The sequence below is a fragment of the Methanobacterium sp. SMA-27 genome (assembly GCF_000744455.1).
Classification (GTDB): Archaea; Methanobacteriota; Methanobacteria; order Methanobacteriales; family Methanobacteriaceae; genus Methanobacterium_B.
Window position 1 is genome coordinate 1,819,776 of record NZ_JQLY01000001.1, and the last position, 18,766, is coordinate 1,838,541.

At 33.2% G+C, this 18,766-nt stretch carries 21 protein-coding genes; 14 read left to right on the forward strand and 7 right to left on the reverse strand.

Annotation, left to right across the window (positions count from 1 at the left end):
- Window positions 1-48: 48 nt before the first annotated feature.
- A complete protein-coding gene (locus DL91_RS09085; protein ID WP_048191186.1) occupies window positions 49-747 on the reverse strand; it encodes an ATPase in 699 nt (232 codons plus the stop codon).
- 344 nt (window positions 748-1,091) lie between these two features.
- Between DL91_RS09085 and DL91_RS09090 the strand changes: the two genes are divergently transcribed.
- The 4 genes from DL91_RS09090 to DL91_RS09100 all read left to right on the forward strand — a co-directional run bounded on the left by DL91_RS09090 (window position 1,092) and on the right by DL91_RS09100 (window position 3,936).
- Complete coding sequence (locus DL91_RS09090) at window positions 1,092-1,775, forward strand: hypothetical protein (RefSeq protein WP_231551441.1); 684 nt, start codon at window positions 1,092-1,094, stop codon at window positions 1,773-1,775.
- Complete coding sequence (locus DL91_RS14255; protein WP_231551442.1) at window positions 1,772-2,020, forward strand: hypothetical protein; 249 nt, start codon at window positions 1,772-1,774, stop codon at window positions 2,018-2,020. The genes DL91_RS09090 and DL91_RS14255 overlap by 4 nt, the downstream gene beginning before the upstream one ends.
- Before the next feature lie 144 nt (window positions 2,021-2,164).
- Window positions 2,165-2,791: a DedA family protein gene (locus tag DL91_RS09095; protein ID WP_081882653.1), complete on the forward strand. Its 627-nt coding sequence runs from the start codon at window positions 2,165-2,167 to the stop codon at window positions 2,789-2,791.
- Window positions 2,792-2,967: 176 nt separating this feature from the next.
- Window positions 2,968-3,936: a zinc metalloprotease HtpX gene (locus tag DL91_RS09100; RefSeq protein WP_048191187.1), complete on the forward strand. Its 969-nt coding sequence runs from the start codon at window positions 2,968-2,970 to the stop codon at window positions 3,934-3,936.
- A gap of 74 nt (window positions 3,937-4,010) precedes the next feature.
- On the opposite strand, the gene DL91_RS09105 is transcribed toward DL91_RS09100, so the two are convergent.
- From DL91_RS09105 to aroD, 3 genes are all read right to left on the reverse strand, one after another.
- Entirely contained in the window at window positions 4,011-4,214 is a 204-nt protein-coding gene (locus tag DL91_RS09105) for a YwbE family protein (protein ID WP_048191188.1), read from the reverse strand.
- Between the two features lie 129 nt (window positions 4,215-4,343).
- Window positions 4,344-4,985, reverse strand: coding sequence for a S24 family peptidase (locus DL91_RS09110; RefSeq protein ID WP_048191189.1), 642 nt, complete (start codon window positions 4,983-4,985; stop codon window positions 4,344-4,346).
- 4 nt (window positions 4,986-4,989) lie between these two features.
- Window positions 4,990-5,661 carry a type I 3-dehydroquinate dehydratase gene (aroD, locus tag DL91_RS09115; protein WP_048191190.1) on the reverse strand — a complete coding sequence of 224 codons (672 nt, stop codon included), beginning with the start codon at window positions 5,659-5,661 and terminating at the stop codon, window positions 4,990-4,992.
- A 358-nt stretch (window positions 5,662-6,019) separates the two neighbouring features.
- Between aroD and DL91_RS09120 the strand changes: the two genes are divergently transcribed.
- The 4 genes from DL91_RS09120 to DL91_RS09135 all read left to right on the forward strand — a co-directional run bounded on the left by DL91_RS09120 (window position 6,020) and on the right by DL91_RS09135 (window position 9,716).
- Complete coding sequence (locus DL91_RS09120) at window positions 6,020-6,742, forward strand: hypothetical protein (protein ID WP_048191191.1); 723 nt, start codon at window positions 6,020-6,022, stop codon at window positions 6,740-6,742.
- Between the two features lie 69 nt (window positions 6,743-6,811).
- Window positions 6,812-7,672, forward strand: a complete 861-nt coding sequence (gene sucD / locus DL91_RS09125; protein WP_048191192.1) for a succinate--CoA ligase subunit alpha — start codon at window positions 6,812-6,814, stop codon at window positions 7,670-7,672.
- A 134-nt stretch (window positions 7,673-7,806) separates the two neighbouring features.
- Window positions 7,807-9,015: a hydroxymethylglutaryl-CoA reductase (NADPH) gene (hmgA, locus tag DL91_RS09130; protein ID WP_048191193.1), complete on the forward strand. Its 1,209-nt coding sequence runs from the start codon at window positions 7,807-7,809 to the stop codon at window positions 9,013-9,015.
- Window positions 9,016-9,137: 122 nt separating this feature from the next.
- Entirely contained in the window at window positions 9,138-9,716 is a 579-nt protein-coding gene (locus tag DL91_RS09135) for a TIGR00267 family protein (RefSeq protein WP_048191194.1), read from the forward strand.
- Window positions 9,717-9,751: 35 nt separating this feature from the next.
- Here DL91_RS09135 and DL91_RS09140 read toward each other — a convergent pair whose 3' ends face one another.
- The 3 genes from DL91_RS09140 to DL91_RS09150 all read right to left on the reverse strand — a co-directional run bounded on the left by DL91_RS09140 (window position 9,752) and on the right by DL91_RS09150 (window position 12,232).
- Window positions 9,752-10,600: a TatD family hydrolase gene (locus DL91_RS09140; protein ID WP_048191195.1), complete on the reverse strand. Its 849-nt coding sequence runs from the start codon at window positions 10,598-10,600 to the stop codon at window positions 9,752-9,754.
- 66 nt (window positions 10,601-10,666) lie between these two features.
- A complete protein-coding gene (locus DL91_RS09145) occupies window positions 10,667-11,527 on the reverse strand; it encodes a shikimate dehydrogenase (RefSeq protein WP_048191196.1) in 861 nt (286 codons plus the stop codon).
- Between the two features lie 69 nt (window positions 11,528-11,596).
- Entirely contained in the window at window positions 11,597-12,232 is a 636-nt protein-coding gene (locus DL91_RS09150) for an SGNH/GDSL hydrolase family protein (protein ID WP_048191198.1), read from the reverse strand.
- A 205-nt stretch (window positions 12,233-12,437) separates the two neighbouring features.
- Between DL91_RS09150 and DL91_RS13675 the strand changes: the two genes are divergently transcribed.
- From DL91_RS13675 to DL91_RS09175, 6 genes are all read left to right on the forward strand, one after another.
- Window positions 12,438-12,581, forward strand: coding sequence for a hypothetical protein (locus DL91_RS13675; protein WP_156096063.1), 144 nt, complete (start codon window positions 12,438-12,440; stop codon window positions 12,579-12,581).
- Window positions 12,582-13,164: 583 nt separating this feature from the next.
- Window positions 13,165-13,827, forward strand: coding sequence for an RNA ligase partner protein (locus tag DL91_RS09155; RefSeq protein WP_048191200.1), 663 nt, complete (start codon window positions 13,165-13,167; stop codon window positions 13,825-13,827).
- Between the two features lie 409 nt (window positions 13,828-14,236).
- On the forward strand, window positions 14,237-15,529 hold the full coding sequence (hisS, locus tag DL91_RS09160; RefSeq protein ID WP_048191201.1) for a histidine--tRNA ligase: 1,293 nt from the start codon (window positions 14,237-14,239) through the stop codon (window positions 15,527-15,529).
- A 90-nt stretch (window positions 15,530-15,619) separates the two neighbouring features.
- On the forward strand, window positions 15,620-16,024 hold the full coding sequence (gene hisI / locus DL91_RS09165; protein ID WP_048191202.1) for a phosphoribosyl-AMP cyclohydrolase: 405 nt from the start codon (window positions 15,620-15,622) through the stop codon (window positions 16,022-16,024).
- Window positions 16,024-17,847, forward strand: coding sequence for a PINc/VapC family ATPase (locus DL91_RS09170; protein ID WP_048191203.1), 1,824 nt, complete (start codon window positions 16,024-16,026; stop codon window positions 17,845-17,847). Before hisI ends, DL91_RS09170 begins: the two co-directional genes overlap by 1 nt.
- Before the next feature lie 77 nt (window positions 17,848-17,924).
- Window positions 17,925-18,674 carry a sugar phosphate isomerase/epimerase gene (locus tag DL91_RS09175; protein ID WP_048191204.1) on the forward strand — a complete coding sequence of 250 codons (750 nt, stop codon included), beginning with the start codon at window positions 17,925-17,927 and terminating at the stop codon, window positions 18,672-18,674.
- Window positions 18,675-18,766 lie beyond the last annotated feature (92 nt).

Sequence of the window (18,766 nt, forward strand, 5' to 3'; positions counted from 1 at the left end):
ATATATTTCATTTTTTTTTAATAATTTTCTTTAACTTAAACCTACTAATTATTGTATACTTTCCTTATCAACGTACAATGCAGATTTTAAAATATTTTCACGTACATCTGGAATGAATCCTTCAAAAAATTCTATTAGATCACTTTCAGTACTTTCATTAGAATATTTATATTCAAAATCAAGTTTTTCGAGCCAAGATACTAACCAAGATCTAGGCACGTTTATTAAGGGATATATTAATTTTAAATTGTTTTCAGTATCATATCTATTTTTTAAACTGTAAACTTCAATTTTTTCACCGTTTAAAATCTTTCCAAGGATTTTTTGCACTTCATCATCCAAATTTAATGGTAATGCAACTGCATCTGCATTATGTTTATTTGCATCTTCTAAATCTTTGCCATAAATTATTTCAATACCATATTTTCTTTTGTATGGCTCAATAATTACATCCAGGATAAAATTGGAGCATCTATCATTTTCAATTATAAAAATTCTTTCTCCAGGTTTTAATGAATTTGCAAGAATCCTTGAAGCCCGGGTACATATTTTCTGGAATATTTTTGATCTGCTTATGGAAAAACTTGGAAATTTCCTAATGAATGTTTCCTGTCTTTTATTTGAAAATCTTGAAAATCTTTGATTGTTAATTAAGATATGTTCATCAATTATACTGATAAACCTAGTATCAACACCTATCTGGTGTAAAAATTTAATAACATCCCTATTAATTTGTTCTGGGTTCATTTTTATTACCTACAATTGAATATTAGAATCATCATAGATATAAATAATTTAAATATAATCAAAAATCGCCTAATTTATATTTTAATCTAGCCAAGAACTATGATTATCCCAGAAATAATATTAGAATATTTTATTGAATATTCCTAGGGGAGTTTTAAAAGCCCAATTTTTGTTTATCTTCTTAAATACCCCATACATCTAGAAAGAACAACAATTATTATTCTTACAATTTGGAACAGCTCGTGAAATTGATTTTACATAGCCTATTGTAAATATAAATAATTAAAAGTTCATATTATATTCATTAATTGTTAAATTAATACAAGATTGTAGAAGGGTTTTAATTGTTTAAAATCTTCGGTAGAAAATCAGAGGACAATAAACCAGATTTATTAGAAATAACACTTCAAAAACCTGTTGACTGTCTCTGCGATTTCACCTACAACTTCTACTGGCAACATAATGGTGAAAAGCTAGATCCTGATTGGAAAGTGCCAGATAATAATTTAACTTTTGGAGATCTTATTGAACATTTAAAAAAAGGTGGTAATCTAAAAATAAATGGGAATGTCGGCCACAGATTATGTTCAAGTATGGGTACTGACTTGGTTTACTTTGGAGGTACAGGTAAAGAAATACCTGCAGGAAATGTATATGTTGATGGTAATGTCGATACTAGAATGGGCATCAGTATGACAGGAGGCAATATTTATGTTAAGGGTCATGTTTCTGAACCAATGGGAAATATTTTAGAGGTTAAATCCGATTTAAAGGGTTATAGAAAATTCAGATCAATAACGGATATTGTCTCAAATGGGTTGAAAGGGGACAATCCACTTGGATTTAAACTGCTAGGTAATAAACTAACCATAAACGACGAAACAGTTAAAGATACAGTTGGAGCCAGACTAGATGTTGATTTTGAAATAATTGTAAATGGAAATGTTGATCTAAGCACAGGAATTTTAATGAGGAATGGCTCTGTTAGAGTGAACGGTACAGCGGGGAAAATACAGGTGCCCTTATGAATGGTGGAACCGTAATTATTAATGGAAATACTGATGATTTTACAGGTATAGATATGATTAAAGGTCAAATAATAGTAAATGGTGATGCTGGAAAATTTATGACTGCCAATAAAAAAGGTGGTGTATTAATGGCACATAAAGGAAGTCCTATACATCCTACTATAATAAAAACACTTGAAACTTCTGATCAAAATTTATTAATTTCAAATGGTTTTAATCCGAGAAATTTTGTCAAGTTTGAATAATTTAATGTCTCAATATTTCATATTTTTTAAATATATTTTAATATTATTACATATTTTTATAAATAAATTAATAATTTTTTTCAAATCCAAATTAATGTACAATTTGGGAAAAACCTTTTATCTAATGTAAACTAATTATGGTTCATGATCGGAATTCTTGAGAACTTAAGCAATTTTGGTATCTCTCTCATTCAAAGTCTTGGTTACTGGGGAGTTTTCATAGGTATGACGCTTGAAAGTGCCTGTATACCACTTCCAAGTGAGATTATAATGACCTTTAGTGGATATGTTGTATGGCAGGGTAACACAAATATGACTTTGCTGGGAATAACTCTTGTAGGGGCAGTTGCTAACCTTTTTGGATCATTAATAGCCTACTATGTAGGTTTGATTGGTGGAAGACCTATACTTGAAAAATATGGTAAATATATTCTTATTACCCACAGTAACCTAGAACGTGCAGACAAATGGTTTGAAAAGTACGGATACGAAGCCGTATTTATAAGCAGGATGCTTCCTGGAATCAGGACATTCATCTCGCTTCCAGCAGGAATTGCACACATGGACATTAAAAAATTCATTATTTACACATTCATTGGATCTCTTCCATGGACATTTGCATTGGGCTATATTGGAGTTCTCCTAGGCCCGCACTGGGATTTGATAGAAAGTTACTTCCATATATTGGATATAGTGGTTATTATTGGAGTTATAGGGTTCATAGCCTATATTATTTATAAATACAAATATAAACCAAATAAAAATGTATAAATGAGATTTTGATCCCTATTAGATGATTATTATTTTTTTTAATCTTTAAATGATTTATAGAAGAATATTAGAATTATAATTTAGAATTTAAAGCTAAAAATCAATTTAAAAAAAGTTATTTATAACAGATGTACTATAGAATGAAATATAAAAATTACAGTTTAGGAGATGAATGAATGGTAAGGGCAAATACATTTTTACTCAAATTAAGATTATTTATAGCCACAACTCTATTAATGTTGATTCTTTTGGCTATAATCATAATCATCACTTCATACTTAGGGTTTGGAAGTCCGTTGATCTTCGCTTCATTCGCCATTGTATTGGTCTTTGTTCAATACATGATAGGACCTAAGATGGTTGAAACCATGATGCATGTACATTATGTTTCTGAACAGGAAGCACCAAATTTACATGCAATGATTGAAGATCTGGCAATGAAAGCAGGGGTGCCAAAGCCAAAAATAGGAATTGCTGAAATAAACCTGCCCAATGCTTTTGCTTTCGGAAGAAGCAAAAAAGACGGTAGAATTTGTGTTACCCGAGGTATATTGAAACTTCTAGATAAGGAAGAACTTGAAGCTGTTCTTGGACACGAAATGTCACACATCAAACATAGTGACATGGCTGTAATGACATTAATAAGCGTTGTTCCATTGATATGTTACTACATATTCATTAGTACACTGTTCTCAGGTGGTAGAGACAACAATGGATACGGTGTTATCATAGGAGTAGCTGCACTAGGTGCTTATTTAGTTGGACAACTTTTAGTTCTATTTGTTTCACGTGCTAGAGAATATTATGCAGATGAGGGGAGTGTAGAATTAGGAGGAAAACCTCATAAACTCGCAAGTGCACTATACAAACTTGTTTATGGATCTGCCACAACAAATAAAGATGAACTGAAGGAAGTTGAAGGTTTAAAAGCATTTTTTGTAAATGATATATCAGATGCAGGTAATGAAATAAATGACCTACAACAGCTTGATGTAAACATGGATGGAGTTATTAGTGAAGAAGAACTTGCAAGACTCAGATACTCCGATACCAAAATTGGTACAACTAAGAGTGTTATGGAACTTTTATCAACCCATCCAAATATGGTTAAAAGAGTTAAAAGACTGTCTGAACTCGCTCAATAACTTTCAGACAACCTTTTTTTTATTTTAAATTTTTTTCATTCATGAGAAAAATGATATTTTGTTATTTACTGTTATCAGGGTACTTCTTTAATAACTTCTTGAACCCTTCCAACTTGCCCATTTTGTAGTCTTACTTTAATGCCATGGGGATGGAAAGATTTTTTGGTCAATAAATCTTTAACAATACCTTTTGTTCTTTTTCCGGTTCGTTGATCCTTTTTCAATACAATATAAACTTCGGATCCAATTTTAATATTCTTTCTATTTTGTCCATTCATTTTTTCATGTCCATTTAAAGATAAATGCCTGTCCATCTGCAAAAAAAATAATGGCAGACATATGTGAAATATTTAACCCAATCAGAGCTAAGAAATGATTCAACATTCTATTTCATTGTACTCTAAAATTTAATATACTTTCACAACTCCAATTACATTTGCTGTTGGAAGCCAAGTATTCAGTGGAGTTTTTTCAACTGTTACAGTTTCAACAGATCCATTTGGTAGTGTTGTTTGAGTGTTGGTTATCTCGATATTTTTGTTGTCACTAGTTAAATAAACTTGATTCCCTTCAATAATAGAAAGTCTCTTAACTATCAGCCCATATGTTGGGTGCATAGCAACTACAATATCCCCAACCGTTAGATTATTAGTTTTAAGTACTAAAATACTCTGTCCATCTTTTAATGTTGGAACCATTGATGTACCCTTAACTTTTGCAGCCATGGGTAGTTGATTGATACCGTACTGGGAAACAATGTTAACATTAACATTATAACCATATTTAGATGCAATTGATTTGATATCTGATTTTATAATATCAACAGTGCTGTTAGGTGATTGTACATCTCCAGAAGCTTTATTTTTTACTTCTTTCTCCATTTCAGAAGGCACAGTCCATATTAAAAATGATTGATAGTTTACATTTGTACTGGTACCATCTGTGTTTATTGTTATCGACAGGTTATTTGATTCCACAATAGAATACATTGAGAAAGATAGAATTACCAGTATTACAACTCCTAAAATTAGCCAATTGTTTGATTTCATCAATTCACCGCCAATTTCCAAGTTTATCTAAAAATTTTTTAGTGTTAACTATGTCTAGTTGACCTGGAGCGGATTTATTATTTAATGATGCAAATGTGATTGGAGAACCAAAAAGAGGGGCAATAATCCTTGTATACATTCCAATATCACCCATAGCAATACCAATAGTATTTTGAACCTGGGATAACACATTCAAAACAACAAGTGTATCAGAAATATTTTGGGGCATCACAGAAAACTTTGCAATATCTCCCAGCTTTTTTTCCCTTCTAACTATTTCCAAAAGAAAATCAATTGAAGGAGTTTTATTAAAATCATGATATGAAATAATGGTAGATTTAGAGCCATTAATAATCTTTTCTAAGTATTCATCTTCCGTTTCAAGCTCTATATCCACAATATTAGCGTGTTTAGCTGCCCCCAGTAGAATATCAATTCTTTCAGACTCTGAACCCTTGAAAAAGCCTCCCTCTTCCATTTTTCTATTGGTTGCAATCAATGGAAAGTTAATTTCCTTGATTATGCTTGAAACATCATCAGGATTGGGATTATTCATTACATCTATACGAAGTTCCAGCAAGTCTGCACCTGCTTCAATTGAATTTTTAGCAGCTTGTAAAACAGACTCATAATTTTTTTCAAAAATTGGAACACATATCATAGCTCTGTTATTCAATTCCCATCACAACTCCCATTTTATATCCCGCTAAACAGGGATTAAGAATTATATACTTTTGATAATTATATTTGGTTTTGGTTCATAAATATTCATATGCAAGCCATGAAACATGTAATTGTACAGCAATTAACACTGGATAGATCAATATCTTACACAAAAATCTATAAAAACAAGTTCCCACAATATAGCCCTATACCATGGGAATAGGTTACAAGAACAATTAAAAGGTTTAAAAATCTAGAAATTCCGAAATGATTTTGTATTTATAATCCTAGTAAGACACAACATGGTAAATGCAAACTCCAATTTATAATGCATCTTAATGAAAACCACAAAAATAATGAAGGTGATCTACTTGAAATTAACATCTATTGGTGCAGATGTTTCAGGAAACGATGTTTCCTGCAGCCAAAACATGATACAAAACATTGAGAATGATATACATAAACTTTTAGATATTGGGGCACATAAAGCTGCCTTAACAAATATTACAGGCGATGACATAGTTATAAGTGCGTTTGTACCGGAGGATAAACTTGAAACTATCAATCATACAATAGTTGAGATTTTAACAGAAAATGCCGAAGATTTAGGTGATATTGGCGGTATCTCCAAAACTCCAGAAGGAGCCGGCGAAGGCATATCTTATGCCGAAGCCAAAATAAATCAAGATCGTTACCCTGATGCAGTTATACTTGCCTTCGACACTTATGGTGGGGAACCCTTTGTTAAGACTGTTGTGAAATCATCTATAGATGCTGCTACAGGTATGGACAATGTCACAGACATAGGTGGTGGAAACTTTGGAATAGTCAAAATACCCGGTGTAGGCTATGTTTCAGACGAAACAGATGATCCAGTTATCGCAGCTACAATAGAAGATATTGAAAGTGTTGGAATTGTTGCAGGGGCTATGGTAGGTGCAGCACTTGGAAACAAAAATGTTTATCTTGTAAGAAGAGGAACTCCTTCATATGTTATTCCCGGAAGTGTAATATTATCTGTTTCAGCTTATATGAATGGTAATGTTATGGATCTGGCTGTACCACTAGCACAAAGGATGAAAATTTTAGGATAATATGATTATCAAATTTATATTAATTTTATTGATGGATATTAACAATATAAAACTTTAGGGCGTGAAAATATGATAATTCTTGATGAAAATACCAGATGTATTGTACAAGGAATTACTGGTAAACAGGGGTCTTTTCATACTGAACAGATGCTGAATTACAGTACCAATGTAGTTGCAGGTACAAGTCCAGGTAAGGGCGGTCAAAAATTTGGAGAACTTCCTATCTACAATTCTATTGAGGAAGCCAAAGAAGATTTAGATATTAATGCATCTATAATATTTGTTCCAGCATCATTTGCTAAGGATGCTGCATTTGAAGCTATATCCCAATTGGATCTTGCAGTTATTATTACTGAACATATACCCGTTCATGACTCAATGGAGATAGTTGAGTATGCTAAGAGGGAAAAAACAACAATTGTTGGCCCCAATACACCAGGAATAATAAGTCCGGGAGTCGGTAAACTAGGAATTATGCCTACACATATCTTCAACGAAGGAAACATAGGAATTGTTTCAAGGAGTGGAACTCTGACATATGAAGTTGCTAATCAAGTAACCAATTCCGGAATGGGAGAAAGCACATGTATAGGTATTGGTGGAGACCCAGTTGTAGGTCTTGACTTTGCAAATGTTTTACAGAGGTTTGAAGATGATGATGATACTGCTGCAATGGTAATGATAGGTGAAATAGGGGGCAATGCTGAAGAAAAAGCTGCAGAGTACATAAATAAAAACATAAGCAAACCAGTTGTAGCGTATATAGCAGGTGTGACAGCCCCACCAGGTAAACGAATGGGACATGCCGGTGCAATAATTGAGGGAGAAAGTGGTACTGCTGCAAGTAAAATTAATGCATTAGAAGATGCAGGTGTTTATGTAGCAGAAAGGCCATCTGAAATAGCTGATAGAATCTGGGAGCTTTTGTAAATTTTTATTTATCAATTAAGTATATCAAAATGTATAGATATATTTAGATAACAATTTTTAACTAAATTTAATATAATACTTCCCATTAACAACATAAAATTTAAATTTTTAAAAAAACATTTCAAGTGGGTATTATGGTAGAAGAAAAAGAAATCATAGAAAAGCTATTGAATGGAGAATTGAAGATCCGTCAGATAGATGACCTCGTAGGGGATACAGAGAAATCTGTGGACATAAGGAGGAAGTTTATTGAAACCGTTTCAAACACAAAACTAGAACATTTATCCAACTACTCACTTTCAATGGAAGAGGCAATAAAGAGGAATATTGAAAATCCAATAGGAACTATTCAAATACCATTAGGAATTGCAGGACCACTTGAAGTTCATGGGGAATATGCCGATGGAGATTATTACGTTCCTTTAGCAACAACTGAGGGTGCCCTAGTTGCATCTATTAACAGAGGATTTTCAGTTATTAAAGCTGCAGGAGGAACTTCAGCTAGAATAATAGAAGATAAAATGACAAGAGCCCCTGTTATTAAAACAGAATCTGTTTCTGAAGCTATTAAAATTAAAGAGTGGATAAAAGTACATTTCAATGATCTTAAAGAAGCTGCCGAATCAACAACCCGACATGGGAAACTTATTAAAATTGATCCAATAATTATTGTTGGAAAATATGTGTATCCCAGATTTGTTTATACAACTGGAGATAGTATGGGTATGAATATGGTTACCATAGCAACTGATACAGCTCTTAAAATTCTTGTGGAAAAAACTTCGGCCCATGTAATTGCTCTAAGCGGTAATGTATGTGTAGATAAAAAAGCTGCAGCAATTAATCTAATTGAAGGTAGAGGTAAAAGTATAGTTGCGGAAATTTCTATTCCAAGGGAAATTGTAGAGAAAAAACTCAAAACAACGCCCGAAGCAATAGTAGAAGTAAATGTATCAAAAAATTTTATAGGATCTGCAATTGCAGGCAGTATGAGCTTTAATGCACAATACGCCAATATGATAGGGGCTATTTTCCTTGCAACTGGTCAGGATGAAGCCCATATAGTTGAGGGTAGCCTTGGAATAACATTTGCAGAAGTAGTTAATGGAGATCTTTACTTTGCTGTAACACTACCAGATGTGCCATTAGCTACATTTGGTGGTGGAACAAAAATAGAAACTGCCAGGGAGTGCCTTGAAATTATGGGAGTATACGGCGCAGGTAAAGTTGGGAAGTTTGCGGAAATTGTTGCGGGAACTGTTCTTGCAGGTGAACTTTCACTCATTGGCGCGCTTGCTGCGGGACATCTTGCAAGGGCACATAAAGATCTTGGAAGGGGATGATAATTTTTTTTGATCCAAATTTTTATTTTATAAAATTTTTAAATACTATAACTCTTAGATTAAGTTAATTCTTATGATTACAAATGAATAATTGAACTTCAATTTAAGGAGAAATTTTAATAATGAAAATTACTGAATTAATACAGGAATATCTTAAAATGAGCCGTTATGTTGCGCTGGGTACTCTAGACGGTATATTGGCAGTTATGGGTGTTACCCTTGCAGCAAGTGGAGTTGCAAGTGCTGGAGGATTACCAATACCTAACTATGTAATAGGTCTTACCGGGTTAAGTGGAGGTATTGCACTCGCACTTTCCAATGCATTTGGATCTTTTATTGGTGAAAGGGCGGAAGAAGCCCGTAATCTTAGGGAACTCGAACAGAAAATGGTTATTGAAGAGGGGACTCTGGATGATACATTAATACATAGACAAGCAAAAAAAAGAGTATATATGAGCATGTTCACTCATGGTTTTTCTAGTTTTATAGGTTCATTTGTACCTGTTTTACCATTTATCATATTAACAAATCGAACAACTGCTACTTTAACCACAATCACTTTTTGTTTCTTTGCTCTAGTACTATTAGGTATTTATCTTGGGAAAGTATCAAGGAAAAGTCTGCTTAAGACTAGTATCGAAATCGTTCTTATTGGTGTCCTTATAGGTGTTATAAGCTTTATTATTGGTGGAGGACATTGATTTATTATTTCAATTTATTTCCTATTTTTAGTATATTATACTCCAAGATCAACCATGTAAATCTTCTCTATATTATCAACATGGATTTTATAGGCATCCTCTTCGCTTAATATTCCCTGTTTTAAATAATCCTTTGTGCGTCTTGGAACTGTTTTCGGGCCTAGAACTGCACCTGGTCTAGTTTTGTCATCTAGATAATCTGTTTCCATAAAAAAATTATTTCCCTTTTTAAGTCCTTCCTTTATTACAGTTTTTGTTGCAATCAATGATGGTGTGAGCCCATGATTTTCTTCTTTTAGAACGCATGCTCCTGAGAAATGTTTTATAATTCGATTTCTTGGGATTCCAACATCATCTGCCATTTCAGCAAATTCAAGAAATTGTTTAGGCCCTGCAGTCTCAGTGTGTAATTGAACTGGGCATTCTGCATCCTTTGCAAGTTCCATTGCATATGAAATCAGTCTGTTATGAACTTCGAGTTCTTCTTCGGATACATCATAGTGTGGTCTTCCAATTTCACCTATTGCCACTGCTTTTTGTTCTAAAACTAGCATCTGTGCAGTTTCGAGAGCATTTCTCATTAATAATTCTGCTTTCTCAATATCCATACCTGATTTTAATCTGCGTGATAGTTCTGCAGGATGGGCACCAACAACTGCAAAGGCTTTTACAGGTGTGCATTTTTTGATTTCTTCAACATATTTTATGACTAATTCCATTGATTCCTGAAAACTGCAGTTCTCATTAACTGTCCATGTAGGTTTATTAGGAACTATCATAAAACTACCACCAGCTCTATGAAACTTATTTGCAATTTCTATTGGCCCTTCACCGTTTATAGGGTCTATATGTATATGATTGTCTGTCACAGGAATATTGTCCATATTATGAATCCTCCACTGGAATAATCCATATAAAATTCAGGTAATAATTGAAGGTGTATATTATTTTTATATTATTTCCAAGTTCATCTGATCCATAAGGGCTTTTTTAAAGACTTCTACAGGCGGTTCAATTCCGGTCCAGATCTTAAATGATTCGACTCCTTGGTACATTAACATTTTAACTCCAGAGATAGGTTTTGCTCCTGCCTTTTCAGCTTCATTCAATAGGCCAGTTTTTAATGGATTGTAAACTATATCATTAACAACTAGATCTTCATGCATCATATCTGCTGTTACAATTGGTTTTTGACTTATATTCGGATACATTCCAATTGGTGTGGTATTTACAAGAATATCTGTATCTTTGAGTTCTCTTTCAAGTTCATGTCCAAGATCTGTAACCAGTACATCTGGTTCAAGCTTTTCAACAAGATCATCTCTGAGTTCTGATGCCCTTTCAATGGTTCTGTTAGAAATTACAAGATTTTTCGCTCCACTAATAAGAATCTGAAATGCTACTGCCCGTGCTGCCCCACCTGCACCTAATATCATAACCTTCTTATTTTTAACTGAAGTTATCTCATTAATTGCCCTTACAGCCCCAATTCCATCCGTATTATGGCCTACAGCACCGTTTTTTCCAAATTCTATAGTATTTACAGCTCCTATTAATCCTGCAGCAATATCCAGATAATCTAAATATTTAATTACCTCAGTTTTATGAGGTATTGTTATGTTTAAACCTTTAATCCCCAATGCATATGCTCCTGCTATTGCATCTTCAAGTTCTTCTGCATTCACATGGAAAGGCACGTAGATATTATTCATATCCAACTCCTTAAAAGCTGCATTGTGCATCCCTGGCGATAATGTATGTTCCACCGGGTCTCCAATAATACCAAAAACATTCGTTTTACCATTTATCATTTAAAAGGTACCTTCTTTTATATTTTTATTTAATTTTCTTAGAATTATTTGATGGTGTATAATATTTGTTTACTCCATGATATCCTTAATTTTTTCTTGTACTGCTTTCCCAAGTTTAAGATGCTCCCCAACATCAGGGTGTACACCATCTAGTTCACTTGCAACAATTATTTTGGAAGTATCAAGGAATTCACAGTTATTATCTTCAGCAATTTTGGCGTAATACTCTGATAATTTGCAGGATACATCATATGAATCTTTAAATTCTTCTGAAATATTTTCTATCAGAGTTAAGTGTGGAGGAGCCATTAAAAGAATTTTAGGTGCTGTACCATCTGGCCCTGATCCACTTTTCTTTATAACCTCAACTAATACTGTTATTCCACGTGAAATTTCCAATGCAGATAATGAAAACCTTTTTTTAAGATCATTGGTGCCAAGAAGTAGAATGCAAAGATCAATTGGTTTATGGGTGTGAAGACAAGGTTTTAAATATTTTAACCCATTTTTACACTCCTGATAAAGTGGATCATCCCAAACTGTCGTTCTACCATTTAATCCCTCTTCAATGACAGTATAACCCCCAAATAAACCTTTTTTGACTAATCCTGTCCATCTTTCATTTGTTTTCATTCTATCCGGTTTAGCAGGATCATAACCCCAGGTTATGGAGTCACCATAGCAAAGAATGGTTTTCTCTGTCATGAATTATAGTTTATTCTTTATTTGTAATTAATACTTAGTCAATGACAATTGAATCAGATATAAAATATATTTTATTATGATGTATTATAATGAAACAGGGTAAATTAAGAGGATATAGCAATTTAAAAAAAATAATCAAAATGTTTGAGTTAATGTTTGGTTTTATAAATAAATTGCAATCGAATAAAAAAAAGAGGTTGATAATATGTGGGGTAGAAAAGAACACATGGGTGGAAGTATGATGAATGAAAAAATGATGGAAATGATGAGTAAAGAAGATATGATGGCTATGTACGCTATGAAATTAGATTTTAAAATAGCTAAGATGGAACTCAACTTGATTATCTGAAAAAAATGCATGAAATGTTAAAGAAAAAAATGTAAATTAGAAAGCGTAAAAAAAAATAATTTTACCCATATATCATTTTTTTTTAAAAAGTAGAAAAATGGAAAAAATAACTGCCCACTTTTCTTTAATTTAGTTAAAAATAGTTGAAATGAATGTTAAACTATTTTCATTTGGATCTCATTTGATATTGAAAACCAAGATTATTAATTACAAACTGAATGGACAGTATCCATATATATCACACTCAGTACGATCTCAGCCCCCACCCCGGAGACAGTAACAGAACCCTCTCTTTTTACAGACAACAGATCTTCTATTAACATTACCATTATCCCCAATTCCTAACATATCCACAATATTCTAATCTCAGAAACTTTTTATAGGATAATATTAAACAATTTATGATTATTATCATATTTCTCTTTGTTTGATAAATCTGTAAAAATAGGAAATTTGGGTTATTAGAAATTCTTTTATAATGTGGACTTCATATATTTCAATATATAGGAATTATATTGTTGAACTGTTAACAGCAATATATAGTATTAAATAATGGCCTAAACTGTTGGTTTGAGGTGTATAAATGCTAGCAAAACAGAGATTTGTTCTTGATACAACTGCTTTTACAGATACACAGCTTCGTGATGAATTTGGTGATGGAGATCTATCTAAAACTGTTGATGTTTTATTAGATCTCATTGCAAAATCAAGGATCAAACTCAATATAAGCTGTCACATGCCACCAATAACATACAAAGAATTTACAGATTATATGGCACGTTATGACTGTCCAAATACAACCATGATCAAAGCAGAAACATGGATCGTTAAAAAAACACCAAACCGTTATGATACCAAAATCCCTTCTGAAATTTTCTACGAATATGTACAGGATATGAGGGAAAGGATGAATAAAGGGATGAGGATATCTGAAAGTGGAATTTGGGAGGCTGCTGTTGAATCAATGGTTATGATGTCCCGTGGAGAGAAAAAAGTAGATATAGAAGCCAAAGTTTTAAGTAAAGCCATAACTGACTTTAGAAAACGTTACAGGGCTGCGCTAAGAAAGGGAACTTTGGATAGTGCCCCTGATCTAGATGTACTTCTCCTTGCAAAGGAATTAAAAGCAGGAGTAGTGGCTGCAGATGAAGGTATCAAGGTTTGGGCAGAAAGACTTGGACTGAGATTTTTAAGTGCTAAATCATTTCCTAAAATGATGGAGGAATACCTCCAACATTATGATTAAAATTTTTTTAAGGTAGCTCATTTAAAAATTTGCATCATTTAATCTTTTTACTGAATAATAATTAATTAAAAAATTCACTGATTAATTACTGTGAACTACCCCTCCCTTTCGGAAGGAGCTTCTTCCTTCATTAAATCCACTAATGTGGTTTTTTTCAGAGAAGCTTTAATTTCCGTAGTTCCTACGGTACCTGATTAGATTAAGTGTAGTATGCTTGGTTATCGCATACGATACTATTAATTATTGTTAAACTATTATTTATATTATTGGTTGGATTCATCCCCACCCTCACACATGGGGTATTCTCCAACATTAAGATAAATTATTTAAATATGATCAATGAATAGTTTGTAACTTGAGAAACTTATAATTCATTAATTTTTACCCAGATCATAAGGCAGGAAAAAAAATGGAAATACAGAGACCTAGGGGAACACGTGATTTTCTTTTTAAAGAAATGAAAGAGAGAAAAAGCGTTGAAACCACAATGAGACGAATATTTGAAACTTATGGTTACAGTGAAATAAAAACACCAATTTTTGAAGACCTATCACTTTTCACAACCAAATCTGGTGAAGGCATTAAGGATGAAATTTATCACTTCCAAGATAAGGGAGGAAGAGACCTTGCACTTAGACCAGAACTTACTGCACCAGTTGCTAGAATGTATATTAAAGAGCTTCAAAAAACACCTAAACCCGTTAAAATGTACTATTTTGGAAGTTGTTTTAGGTATGAAAGACCTCAAAAAGGTAGATGGAGACAATTTTGGCAGTTTGGTTGCGAACTAATAGGTGGAAAATCTCCCGGATCTGAGGCAGAAGTTATTAGTATGGCTGCGCACTGCCTTGAGGAACTTGGACTCAAAGACTTTGATATACACATAGGAAATCTTGGAATTTTAAGGAACATACTAAATGATGCAAATATTCTTGGGAAACTACAAGATCAGGTAATGGGTATAATTGACAAGGGTGATGTAGAAGAACTTGAAAGGTTACTCCAGGATATTGATCTGGATAATGATTCTAAGGAATTGTTAATGAAACTCGTTGAAATGAAGGGTGATAGTTCCATAATTAAGGATGTTGAAGCCCTTATCAACTGCAATGAACATGCTTGTAATGCTTTATTTGAGCTTGAAGAGCTTCTTGAATCTCTTAAAGCTTTTGGTTTCTCAAATTATGTAGTAAATCTGGGAATTGCACGAGGATTGGATTATTATACCGGAACTGTGTTTGAAATTTATGTACACGGTCTTGGTGCACAAAAACAGATAAGTGGTGGAGGAACCTATAATTTAATAGAGTTATTTGGTGGTGAAAATGTTGAATCCACTGGATTCGCATTCGGTTTTGATAGAGTTATGGATGCCCTTAATAAACAAGAAAAATCCATTGAAATTGAAAGATCAGTACAAGTCTTTGTTGCCCCAATAAAAAATGATTTGAAACTTAAAGCATTTGATATAGCCCAGAAACTAAGGAAAAATGGCATACCAACTGATGTTGATCTAGTTGGAAAGAAACTTAAAAAGATATTGTCATATGCAGATACTATGGAAATAAATTACGTGGTATTAGTTGGTGCAAGGGATATTGAAGAGGGTAAGGTTACTGTTAAAGATATGACAAGTGGAGAACAGGAAATAATTGATCTTGAAGATATAGCAGACACCTTGAAATCTAAATTAATGATTTAAAAAAATGATTTTCAAAAAAATTTCATTTTTAATTGTGAATTACTATGAATATAACACAATATGGTGCTGACAGTACGTGGAGATGGTTTAATGGATGAAAAAGATCTAGATCTTAATTTCAGGCATGAAGTTGGGGGTGAAAAACTTGTTATAGCAATAGCACAAGATTATGAAAGTTCTGAAGTGCTTATGGTTGCTTATATGAATAAGGAAGCCCTGATGAAAACTCTTGAAACAAAAATAGCCCATTATTGGAGTACTTCAAGAAATAAACTTTGGCTCAAGGGTGAAAGTTCAGGACATACACAAGAAGTTCAAGAAGTATTAACGGACTGTGATGAAGATGCAGTTCTTTTGAAGGTCAGACAGAATGGAGGGGCTTGTCATGAAGGTTATTATTCTTGTTTCTTTAGAAAAATTCATGAAGATGGTGGAAATTTAGAAGTGGTTAAAGAAAAAGTTTTTGATCCTGAAAACATTTATGGAGATAAATGATGAAAATCGTTCCAGATACAAGTGTTATAGTTGATGGAAGAATTACTAAACTAGTTCTTAGTAAAGATTACCATGGATGCGATGTTATTGTTCCAAAGGCAGTTATATCAGAACTTGAAAATCAGGCCAATAAAGGTAGAGAAACTGGATTTAATGGGTTAGGGGAGCTTAAGGAACTTCAAAAACTTTGCAGAGAGGGTAAAATAAAACTTTCATACGTTGGTAGAAGACCCACCCCTGATGAAATATCACTTGCAAAGGGTGGGGAAATTGATGCCATGATAAGGGACACAGCAGGTGACAACGAAGCAACACTCATAACCAGCGACAGAGTTCAAAAAGAAGTAGCCGAAGCCCAGGGACTTGATGCAATTTATTTGAAGCCTGAAATGATAGGATATAAGGAACTAATAATTGCCAAGTACTTCGACAAAGACACTATGTCAATCCATCTCAAGGAAAATGTCACACCAATGGCAAAAAAGGGAACTCCAGGCAATATAAAACTTGTAAAAATCAGACAACGAACTCTGAAACGTGGCGAACTGGAAAAAATGGCCAGAGAAATTACAGAAATGGCAAAAAGTGATTTTAAAAGTTTCATCGAGATAGAGATGGAAGGAGCAACTGTAGTCCAATTTAGAGAATACAGAATATCAATTGCAAGACCACCATTTTCAGATGGAGTGGAAATAACTGTTGTAAGACCCATTACTAAGGTTTCATTAGATGATTATAAACTTCCAGAGAAACTTTTGGATAGATTAAGAAATAGTGCAAAGGGAATTTTAATAGCTGGGCCCCCTGGTGCAGGTAAAACAACATTTGCTCAAGCAGTAGCAGAATTTTATAGTAGAGATATCGGGGCAATTGTAAAGACTATGGAATCACCTAGGGATCTTCAAGTTGGTGATGAAATTACCCAATATGCACCATTAGAAAAGGATATGGGAAAAACAGCCGATATATTACTTCTAGTAAGACCAGATTATACTATATATGATGAACTACGTAAGACTAAAGATTTCAGAATATTTGCAGACATGAGGCTAGCAGGTGTGGGTATGGTAGGAGTTGTACATGCAACTAGACCCATAGACGCTATACAAAGAATAATTGGAAGGGTAGAACTTGGAATGATACCGTCAATTGTTGACACAACAATATTCATAAACGATGGGAAAGTTGCAGCCATTTACGATGTTAAACTCACAGTAAAAGTTCCAACAGGAATGATCGAAGCAGATCTTTCAAGGCCAGTAATTGAAATTAGAGACTTTGAAACAGGTGATCTGGCCCATGAAGTCTATACTTATGGAGAACAAACAATTGTAATGGAAGTTGGTATTGAAAAATATGAAAAATCACCAATAGAGAAGATTGCTGAGAAAGAAATTATCAAAGAGATTCGAAGCAGAATACCCGATGCAACTGTAGAAGTGGATATGAAATCTGACAAGCGTGCAACTGTTTATATAGATGAAAAGAATATTGCCAAGTTGATAGGTAAAAAAGGAAAAACCATTGACGAAGTTGAAAAGAAGATTGGAATAAGTATAGGTGTTGAACCACTGGAAATTAATCAAATTAAAGATATGTTCCCTGTTGAAACAGAACTCTCAGGTAATTATGTAATGCTGAACTTCAAAAAAGATACTGTTGGCACTCCATTTGATATATTGGTTGAAGATGAATATCTATTCACAGCAACTGTGGGTAAAAAGGGAAATATTAAGATTAAAAAGGACATAGAACTTGCAACAATAATTATTCGTGCCATGAAAAGGAATATACCCATCTATGCAAGGATAAGGAAAGAATAAATTAAAATTGAATATCAGCTAAGTATATCCACATGCATATACTTTTCAATGCTCAGATATATCTTGAGAGTGAATTTATGAAAATTAGCGTATCTACACTGGCATTTTTACCAACACCCCTTGAAGATGTACTAGAATGTCTTGAAAATAGAGGTATCAAATATTGTGAAGTAATAAATGAATATCCCTATAATACAATAGATATGGATGTTATTGATTCTCACGATATTAAAATATCTGTACATTCTCCATTATCAGACATTAATATAGCTTCTTACAACGACTCAATAAGAAAATCCTCAGTTTCCCAGATAAAAAATAGTATTGACCTTGCTTCTTCATTGGACACTGAAATTGTAGTTGTACATCCGGGACACATACCTATACTGGGTAAAAAATTTGTGGACAATATCCTTAAAAACAGTGCTGAATCACTTAAAGAATGTTCCAAATATGCTGATGACAGTGGAGTAATGCTCTGCGTTGAAAACATGCCTGATATTGAAGGATTACTATGTAAAGATATAAATCAACTTGATGAAATTGTTCAGGAACTTGATGCGCACATAACAATGGATGTTGGACATGCCAACAACATGAAATTTACCATTTCTGAGATGCTTAAATCTCCCAGGATAAAACACATCCACCTTTCAGATAATGATGGAAGTTTTGACAGCCACAATGCACTTGGAAGTGCAAATATTGATTTTAACTCTTTATTTCTAGAACTTAAAAATATTGATTACAAAGGTATTTTAGTTGTAGAAGTGAATAATCTCCAAGCTGTCTTTGAAAGTCTGGATTTCCTTAAAAAAATAATTTAAAATGGATTTTAGAATAAATTATTTTTATTTTAGTAGAATTATATATCATAATTCATTTAAAAGAATTTATTTTCATTTCATGAACATTAAAA

What these genes read in the sequence shown, in the direction of transcription:
- DL91_RS09170 (WP_048191203.1), top strand. Translation starts at nt 16,024, where the DNA reads ATGAAAATCGTTCCAGATACAAGTGTTATAGTTGATGGAAGAATTACT.
- sucD (WP_048191192.1), top strand. Translation starts at nt 6,812, where the DNA reads ATGATAATTCTTGATGAAAATACCAGATGTATTGTACAAGGAATTACT.
- DL91_RS09140 (WP_048191195.1), bottom strand. Translation starts at nt 10,600, where the DNA reads ATGGACAATATTCCTGTGACAGACAATCATATACATATAGACCCTATA.
- DL91_RS09155 (WP_048191200.1), top strand. Translation starts at nt 13,165, where the DNA reads ATGCTAGCAAAACAGAGATTTGTTCTTGATACAACTGCTTTTACAGAT.
- DL91_RS09145 (WP_048191196.1), bottom strand. Translation starts at nt 11,527, where the DNA reads ATGATAAATGGTAAAACGAATGTTTTTGGTATTATTGGAGACCCGGTG.
- DL91_RS14255 (WP_231551442.1), top strand. Translation starts at nt 1,772, where the DNA reads ATGAATGGTGGAACCGTAATTATTAATGGAAATACTGATGATTTTACA.
- DL91_RS13675 (WP_156096063.1), top strand. Translation starts at nt 12,438, where the DNA reads ATGTGGGGTAGAAAAGAACACATGGGTGGAAGTATGATGAATGAAAAA.
- hisI (WP_048191202.1), top strand. Translation starts at nt 15,620, where the DNA reads ATGGATGAAAAAGATCTAGATCTTAATTTCAGGCATGAAGTTGGGGGT.
- DL91_RS09100 (WP_048191187.1), top strand. Translation starts at nt 2,968, where the DNA reads ATGGTAAGGGCAAATACATTTTTACTCAAATTAAGATTATTTATAGCC.
- DL91_RS09110 (WP_048191189.1), bottom strand. Translation starts at nt 4,985, where the DNA reads ATGAAATCAAACAATTGGCTAATTTTAGGAGTTGTAATACTGGTAATT.
- DL91_RS09085 (WP_048191186.1), bottom strand. Translation starts at nt 747, where the DNA reads ATGAACCCAGAACAAATTAATAGGGATGTTATTAAATTTTTACACCAG.
- hmgA (WP_048191193.1), top strand. Translation starts at nt 7,807, where the DNA reads ATGGTAGAAGAAAAAGAAATCATAGAAAAGCTATTGAATGGAGAATTG.
- DL91_RS09175 (WP_048191204.1), top strand. Translation starts at nt 17,925, where the DNA reads ATGAAAATTAGCGTATCTACACTGGCATTTTTACCAACACCCCTTGAA.
- hisS (WP_048191201.1), top strand. Translation starts at nt 14,237, where the DNA reads ATGGAAATACAGAGACCTAGGGGAACACGTGATTTTCTTTTTAAAGAA.
- DL91_RS09150 (WP_048191198.1), bottom strand. Translation starts at nt 12,232, where the DNA reads ATGACAGAGAAAACCATTCTTTGCTATGGTGACTCCATAACCTGGGGT.
- DL91_RS09095 (WP_081882653.1), top strand. Translation starts at nt 2,165, where the DNA reads ATGATCGGAATTCTTGAGAACTTAAGCAATTTTGGTATCTCTCTCATT.
- DL91_RS09105 (WP_048191188.1), bottom strand. Translation starts at nt 4,214, where the DNA reads ATGAATGGACAAAATAGAAAGAATATTAAAATTGGATCCGAAGTTTAT.
- DL91_RS09135 (WP_048191194.1), top strand. Translation starts at nt 9,138, where the DNA reads ATGAAAATTACTGAATTAATACAGGAATATCTTAAAATGAGCCGTTAT.